This window comes from Profundibacter sp. (genome assembly GCF_056498605.1).
Genome location: NZ_JBSMEZ010000018.1, coordinates 24,465 through 32,080 on the forward strand (window position 1 = coordinate 24,465; position 7,616 = coordinate 32,080).

The following is a 7,616-nucleotide window of genomic DNA, read 5'->3' on the forward strand; positions in this document are numbered from 1 at the left end:
CTTGTCAAAAAGCAACATCTGAAATATATCTTTAATGTCGCACCCAGAAAACGCGGAAAATCGTATGAATCTAACAAGCTACACAAATTATGCCTTGCGCACATTGCAAATGGCAGCCCTTCATGATCCGAATCTGTTACGTGTGGACGATGTCGCCAAGGTCCATAAATTGGCCCGCCCGCACATTGTGAAAATTGTACATCAACTGGGCAAGGCAGGATATCTGGAAACCCAGCGCGGGCGCGGGGGCGGGTTTCGGCTGGCGCGCCCGGCAGATCAGATTGTCGTTGGTGAAGTGGTGCGCTTGACCGAAGGAAATCTGGATGTGGTTGAATGCTTCAACCCCAGCAAAAACACCTGTCTTCTGTCCGGTATTTGCCGTCTATCCTTTGCTATTCAGGATGCAACAGCAGCCTTTATGGCCGTTCTGGACGGCTTGACCATTGCCGACATCGCCGCCAATCGTGAAGAATTACTGGAACGCAGCAGGGCATTGGGTAAGGTTTAGGGTCAGGACTTACTTATTCTGTGCCATAAACATGCTTTTCCAGCTTGCCGAAGGCCAATTTCCCCAGCTCTGACAGAGCTGAACCTGTGCCCAGTTTTGCCGAAATCCGAATAAACTTGCATCCTTTCTCAAGCCGTGAAAACTGCTTCGGATGAAGTTTGGAATTTTCTTTCTTGTGCTTGGCTATATGCTGAGCCAGTTTTACCGCGCCTTTCTGGCGGTCCTGACGCCTGTTCTGAAAACCGATGTCGGTGCGCAACCGGATGATCTGTCGCTCGCTTCGGGTTTGTGGTTTTTGGCCTTTGCGCTGATGCAAATACCTGTGGGATGGGCACTGGACAAAATCGGTCCACGCCGAACGGCGTCGGTGTTGTTGGCGTTTGGCGGCGCTGGCGGGGCGGTGGTATTCGCACTGGCGCAAACGCCGCTGCATATCAACATTGCAATGGCGATGATCGGGGTCGGGTGCTCGCCGGTGTTGATGGCCTCCTATTTCATCTTTGCCCGCAGCTTTTCGCCCGCCGTTTTTGCCACCCTCGCCAGTTCGATTTTGGCGGTAGGGATATTGGGCAATATCGCCAGTTCCCTGCCGTTGACATGGGCCAGCCAGGCTTATGGGTGGCGCGAAACCTTGTTTGTGTTGGCAGGCCTTACGCTATTGGTTTCAGTTGCGATGTTTGTGTTCATTAAAGACCCCAAAGTGGTGATCGATGCACACGGCAACAAAGGCTCGGTTCTGGATTTGTTGAAAATTCCGGGGCTTTGGCTGATCTTTCCGATGATGTTTGTGAATTATGCTGCGGTGGCGGGGATACGGGGCCTATGGATCGGCCCTTATCTGGGCGACGTTTACGGTGCCGATGCGGGTGCCATCGGGCGGGCCGCACTGGTAATGAGCCTTGCAATGGTGGCCGGAAACTTTGCCTATGGTCCGCTGGACCGTGTGTTTGGCACGCGAAAATGGATTGTGGTTATTGGCAATCTGGCGGGGGCGGTTTCGGTATTTACCCTGCTGTTTTATCCGTCTCACAGCCTGTGGATGTCTACCGCCTTGATGGCTGCCATTGGCCTTTTCGGCTCCAGCTTTGCGGTGTTGATCGCACACGCCCGCAGCTTTTTCCCACCGCATTTAACTGGCCGTGGTGTGACGTTGCTGAACCTGTTTGGTATTGGCGGGGCGGGCATCATGCAATCCTTTAGCGGACGGGTGCACGGGGCCGCGTTGGCGGGGGCGACCGACCCCGCCCAACCCTATCAATCCCTGTTCATGTTCTTCGGCGTGGCCACCTTGATCGGTGTGTTTGTCTACATGTTCAGTCAAGACCGGACCGACTAACCTGCTTGCCAGTTAGCATCGGGGCGGTTAAAGCCTGCATCTACCCCAGATGCTGGAGCACATCCATTGAACACTGACCTGATAACGAGCCTGCGCCAAGACTGGCTCGGCAACATCCGCGCTGATTTATTGGCGGGGCTTGTGGTGGCGTTGGCGCTGATCCCCGAGGCGATCGCGTTCTCGATCCTCGCAGGCGTTGACCCCAAGGTGGGCCTGTATGCGTCCTTCTCGATCGCCGTGATCACCGCGATTGTTGGCGGCAGGCCCGGCATGATCTCGGCTGCCACAGCGGCGACGGCGGTGTTGATGGTGACTTTGGTCAAAGTGCACGGGCTGGAATACCTGCTGGCGGCCACGGTGCTGGCGGGGCTGTTGCAGATTGGTGCCGGGCTGTTGAAGCTGGGCGATGCGATGCGGTTTGTGTCGCGCTCGGTGATCACCGGGTTTGTCAACGCGCTGGCGATCCTGATCTTCATGGCGCAATTGCCCGAACTGACCGGCGTGACCACCCTGACCTATGTGATGGTCGCGGGCGGCTTGGCTATCATTTACCTGTTCCCCTATGTCACCACGGCGATCCCCTCGCCGCTGGTCACCATCGTCGTGCTGACGGGGCTGACGATGTTTCTCGGGCTGGATGTTCGTGCGGTGCAGGATATGGGCGCGTTGCCCGATACCCTGCCAATCTTTCTGCTGCCCGACATTCCGCTGAATTTTGAAACCCTGAAGATCATCTTTCCGGTGTCGGCCGGTGTGGCCGCTGTGGGTCTGCTGGAAAGCATGATGACAGCCACCATCGTTGATGATTTGACCGATACAGAATCGGACAAAAACCGCGAGTGCGTCGGCCAAGGCATCGCCAACACCTGCACCGGCTTTATCGGCGGCATGGCGGGTTGTGCGATGATTGGTCAGTCGATGATCAACGTGAAATCCGGCGGTCGCGGACGGCTGTCGACCTTTGCGGCGGGTGTGTTCCTGTTGTTCCTGATCGTGGTGCTGGGCGATTGGGTGAAACAAATCCCGATGCCGGCCCTTGTGGCAATTATGATCATGGTATCGGTTGGTACATTCAGCTGGTCGTCGATCAAAGACATCCGCGATCACCCGCGATCATCCTCTATCGTGATGCTGGCAACCGTGGCGGTGACTGTGTATTCGCATAACCTTGCATACGGGGTGCTGACGGGGGTTTTGCTGTCAGGCATCTTTTTCGCCGGAAAGATCGCACAGGTGTTCCGCGTCACGTCCAAATTGTCAAAAGACGGGCGCGCCCGCACTTATACGGTCGAGGGGCAGTTGTTCTTTGCTTCCTCCCCTGAATTCACTGCCGCCTTTGATTTTCACGAGGTGTTGGAACGCGTGGTGATTGATGTCACCCACGCGCATATCTGGGATATTTCCTCCATCGCGGCGCTGGACATGGTGGTGGTTAAATTTCGCCGTGAAGGGGCCGAGGTCGAGATTATCGGCATGAATGAAGCCAGCGAAACCATCGTGGATAAACTGGCGATCCATGATAAACCTGATGCAATTGAACGATTGATGGGGCACTGAATATGTCGAAAATTATCGCACTGGTCGACGGCTCGATCTATTCGCAAAGCGTTTGTGACCACGCCGCTTGGGTTGCCACGCGCAAAGGCTCCTCGGTCGAGGTGATCCATATTCTGGGCCGTAACGAGGCCGCGCAATCCGACCTGTCGGGCAACATCGGCCTTGGCGCACGCTCCAAACTGATGGGCGAACTGGCCGAGCTGGACGCCCAAAGCGCGCGCCTTGCCCAAAAGCGTGGCCGCGCCATTCTGGAAGACGCCGAGGCGCGCCTGCGCGAGGACGGGGTGACCGATGTCACCACCCGCCTGCGCAACGGTGATCTGGTCGAAGAGCTGAGCACCGCCGAAGTTGACGCCGATCTGGTGATCATCGGCAAACGCGGCGAGGCCGCTGATTTTGCCAAACAACATCTGGGCAGCAATCTGGAACGCGTGGTGCGCTCGTGCAAGAAACCGATTCTGGTGGCGTCGCGCGAATTCCAGCCGGTCAAGCAATTCATGATCGCCTTTGACGGTGGCAAATCCGCGATCAAAGCGGTTGAGCATATCAAGCAAAGCAAAGTCTTTGCCGGCCTGAAATGCAAACTGCTGACCGTGGGCGATAAACCCGAGACCAAACGCGCCCTCGAAGGTGCCGCAGCACTACTGCGCGAGGCGGGCTACGCCGTGGAAACCGAGATTGCCCAAGGGCAGGCTGAACAGGTGATTTGCGAAAGCACCGACAAGCACGATATCGACGTGCTGGTGATGGGCGCCTATGGCCACTCCCGCATCCGCAACCTAATCATCGGGTCCACCACCACGGCGATGGTGCAAAGCTGCCATGTGCCGGTGTTGTTGTTTCGGTAGCATTGCGACGGGGGGCGCAACACTTACCCCAAACACCCGTCATTTTGCGCTGTCGGGGGATTAACCCTTTATTCACATTCACCTGCGCTCGCTGCGTTAACGGGGCTAATCGGGTATAAAGCTCATATGGGATTCATATGCGAGTCATATGGAATTCATATTCCACAAATCGCCAAATCCCCCTTGTTTACCTGAGTAAACAGCGCATTAACGCCTATGGCCCCAACACGCTGTATTATCCGTTGCCCGAACGCTCGTTTAGGCCGCCGGTTTACGCCCGCGATTGCGATTACGTGGCTTGCGTTTGCCTTGGGATTGTCCAGCAGGGTTTCCGCCGCCTTGCGGTTTACCACCGCCGCCATGACGACGACCTCCGCCACCACCACCGCCACCGCGACGTCCACCCCCACCGCCACGAGGCGCTGGTTTTTCTTCTTGCGGGCGGATGCCGCCATCACAAGGGATTTCGGACTTCATCAGCTTCTCGATCTGTTTCAGGTAGCCAATCTCGGTGGCCGAAACAAAGGCTATCGCCTCGCCGCCTTTGCCCGCCCGCGCTGTCCGGCCAATGCGGTGCACATAGTTTTCTGGTACTTCTGGCAGGTCATAATTATAGACGTGGCTAACGTCCGGAATGTCGATGCCCCGTGCCGCAACGTCAGTGGCCACCAGCACACGGGCCTCGCCCGATTTGAACGCCTTGATGGCGCGTTCGCGCTGGCCTTGGGATTTATTACCGTGAATGGAAACGGCACTGTAACCCGCTGTTTCCAGTGTGCGTTTCAGTTTCTCGGCCCCGTGCTTGGTGCGGGAAAATACCAGCGACAAGCCATCTGGCGACTTGTTCAGGTATTCCTTCAACAGCTCGGTTTTGTTGGCCTGCGCTGTGTAATACAGCGACTGTTTGATCTTGTCCGCAGCTTTGCCCGACACGGATACCTGCACCTTTTTAGGGTCTTTCAGGTAAGCGCCTGCCAGTTCGGCCATCAGTTTGGGCATAGTGGCCGAAAACAGCATGGTTTGGCGCGGGGTGCCCAGCAGCGGCGCGATTTTGCGCAGCGCGTGGATGAACCCCATGTCGAGCATTTGGTCGGCTTCGTCCAGCACCAAGAAGCGGGCTTTGTCCAAAAAGATAGCGCGACGCTCGATCAGGTCGATCAATCGGCCCGGTGTGGCGACCAGAATATCGGTGCCCTTGGACAGGTTCTGAATTTGGCGATTGATTGAAACACCACCCACAACAAGGTTCACCTTAAGGTGGGTTTGACGCACGTATTGGCGCAGGTTTTCGGCGATTTGATTAACCAGTTCGCGGGTCGGCGCAAGGATCAGTGCCTTGGTGGTTTTTGGCGGCGCCTTAAAACCGTCGCTCATCAGGTTTTCGATCAGCGGCAGTCCGAAAGCAGCGGTTTTACCAGTGCCGGTTTGGGCAAGGCCCATAATGTCATGGCCAGCCAATGCCAGCGGAATCGCCTTTTCTTGGATTGGCGACGGGTTTTTATAGCCAGCTTGGTCGATGGCGTTAAGAATGTTGGGCGAGAGGCCCAGATCAGCAAATGTGGTCACGTGTGACCCTTTCTTATATGATGGCGGCGCAAAGGCACCGCCGATATGAATCAGCATTGAGGCCCGAATGGGCCAACGTCTGAGGTTGCGATCCATGTGGATCGTCAGAACCCCGCGTGAATGGGAACTTGGAGAAAGGCTATCGCGCCCCTGGGCGTCCTGACTGCCATTTAAGGCGGGCTGCTCACGCGGCGGCCACTCAGGAATGGAGGGCGTATCGCTGGTTTTTGTGACAATGTCAACAGGATCAATCCGGCGCTAGAGGTCTATGTGAGGATCATTCTACTATTCCGGAATAGTAGTTCTATTGTGAAACGTCGTAATAGCATTCCGATTGCCCTGTATGAACGACTGGGTTATGAGCGCAGCGTTACAAGGAAGAATCCCTATAAGGAGACCCTGTTATGGGCTATAAAATCGCCGTCGTTGGGGCCACTGGCAATGTGGGCCGCGAAATGCTGAATATTCTGGATGAACGCAAGTTTGATGTGGACAAGATTGCGGTTCTTGCTTCGCGTCGCTCGCAGGGAACAGAAGTCAGCTTTGGTGATAAGACGCTCAAGACGCAGGATCTGGATACGTTTGATTTTGTCGGCTGGGACATTGCGCTATTTGCAGTTGGTTCAGACGCCACCAAGAAATACGCGCCAAGAGCTGCCAAAGCGGGCTGTCTGGTGATCGATAATTCGTCGCTGTATCGTTATGATCCAATGATCCCGCTGATCGTGCCCGAGGTGAACTCGGATGCGATCGAGGGTTACAAGAACAAGATGATTATCGCCAATCCGAATTGTTCAACCGCGCAGATGGTTGTCGCGCTAAAGCCGCTGCATGATCGCGCCACGATCAAGCGGGTTGTGGTGTCGACATATCAATCGGTATCGGGTGCTGGCAAAGAAGGTATGGACGAGTTGTGGAACCAGACCAAAGCGATTTACAATCCGGTGGACAACAAAACATACACCAAATTCACCAAGCAGATCGCGTTTAACGTGATTCCGCATATTGATGTGTTCATGGAGGACGGCACCACCAAGGAAGAATGGAAAATGGTGGCTGAAACCAAGAAGATTATTGATACGAAAATCAAGGTGACCGCGACCTGTGTTCGGGTGCCGGTTTTTGTTGGCCACGCCGAAGCGGTGAATATCGAGTTCGAGGATTTTCTGGACGAAGATGAAGCGCGCGATATCCTGCGCGAGGCGCCCGGTATTATGGTGATCGATAAGCGTGAAGATGGTGGTTATGTGACGCCGGTGGAGTGCGTTGGCGACTACGCCACGTTCATTTCGCGCATCCGTCAGGACAGCACAGTTGAAAACGGCATTAACCTGTGGTGCGTGTCGGACAACCTGCGAAAAGGTGCGGCGCTGAACGCGGTGCAGATCGCCGAGGTTTATGTGAACAGGGTGCTGAGCAAGCGTTAAGGAATGGATTGGGGCGTCAGGGGTGATTTGCTCTTGACGCCCGTGTCATGCTCGCCTAAATCCTGCACCCTAGTGGCGGGGTAGCTCAGGTGGTTAGAGCACGGGAATCATAATCCTGGTGTCGGGGGTTCAAGTCCCTCTCCCGCTACCAATACTTTCAATAGTGTCCGTCGTCAGAGTTTTTGGGTCCAGAGGCAGCGTGATTTAAGCGAGTATCTGGCTCATCTGGTTGGTTTCATTATGCGGCTATGGTCGGCGATCCTGATCAACTCCAACCCATCCAAGCAGGCAAGCCGTTCAGAGATATTACCCAGAACAACGGCGCAGCACGTCTCACTGAAATCCGACGTCAAAAATCCGCATGGCAACGTGAG

General features: G+C 55.4%; 7 protein-coding genes and 1 tRNA gene. 7 read left to right on the plus strand and 1 reads right to left on the minus strand.

Annotation, left to right across the window (positions count from 1 at the left end):
- Positions 1–64: 64 nt before the first annotated feature.
- From ACWB12_RS01860 to ACWB12_RS01875, 4 genes are all read left to right on the plus strand, one after another.
- Entirely contained in the window at positions 65–508 is a 444-nt protein-coding gene (locus tag ACWB12_RS01860; protein ID WP_479528354.1) for an RrF2 family transcriptional regulator, read from the plus strand.
- 151 nt (positions 509–659) lie between these two features.
- Positions 660–1,844, plus strand: a complete 1,185-nt coding sequence (locus ACWB12_RS01865; RefSeq protein ID WP_479528355.1) for an MFS transporter — start codon at positions 660–662, stop codon at positions 1,842–1,844.
- Positions 1,845–1,922: 78 nt separating this feature from the next.
- On the plus strand, positions 1,923–3,401 hold the full coding sequence (locus tag ACWB12_RS01870; RefSeq protein WP_479528362.1) for a SulP family inorganic anion transporter: 1,479 nt from the start codon (positions 1,923–1,925) through the stop codon (positions 3,399–3,401).
- A gap of 2 nt (positions 3,402–3,403) precedes the next feature.
- Positions 3,404–4,249 (plus strand): universal stress protein, encoded by an 846-nt coding sequence (locus ACWB12_RS01875; protein WP_479528356.1) that lies wholly within the window; start codon positions 3,404–3,406, stop codon positions 4,247–4,249.
- Between the two features lie 258 nt (positions 4,250–4,507).
- On the opposite strand, the gene ACWB12_RS01880 is transcribed toward ACWB12_RS01875, so the two are convergent.
- Entirely contained in the window at positions 4,508–5,815 is a 1,308-nt protein-coding gene (locus tag ACWB12_RS01880) for a DEAD/DEAH box helicase (protein ID WP_479528357.1), read from the minus strand.
- A gap of 404 nt (positions 5,816–6,219) precedes the next feature.
- On the opposite strand from ACWB12_RS01880, the gene ACWB12_RS01885 reads away from it, so the two are divergent.
- The 3 genes from ACWB12_RS01885 to ACWB12_RS01895 all read left to right on the plus strand — a co-directional run.
- A complete protein-coding gene (locus ACWB12_RS01885) occupies positions 6,220–7,242 on the plus strand; it encodes an aspartate-semialdehyde dehydrogenase (RefSeq protein ID WP_479528358.1) in 1,023 nt (340 codons plus the stop codon).
- A gap of 74 nt (positions 7,243–7,316) precedes the next feature.
- Positions 7,317–7,393: transfer RNA gene (locus tag ACWB12_RS01890), tRNA-Met, on the plus strand.
- Between the two features lie 97 nt (positions 7,394–7,490).
- Positions 7,491–7,616: AAA family ATPase (locus tag ACWB12_RS01895; protein WP_479528363.1), on the plus strand; the 126-nt coding region annotated here is incomplete at its 3' end.

What these genes read in the sequence shown, in the direction of transcription:
- ACWB12_RS01885 (WP_479528358.1), top strand. Translation starts at nt 6,220, where the DNA reads ATGGGCTATAAAATCGCCGTCGTTGGGGCCACTGGCAATGTGGGCCGC.
- ACWB12_RS01865 (WP_479528355.1), top strand. Translation starts at nt 660, where the DNA reads ATGAAGTTTGGAATTTTCTTTCTTGTGCTTGGCTATATGCTGAGCCAG.
- ACWB12_RS01860 (WP_479528354.1), top strand. Translation starts at nt 65, where the DNA reads ATGAATCTAACAAGCTACACAAATTATGCCTTGCGCACATTGCAAATG.
- ACWB12_RS01875 (WP_479528356.1), top strand. Translation starts at nt 3,404, where the DNA reads ATGTCGAAAATTATCGCACTGGTCGACGGCTCGATCTATTCGCAAAGC.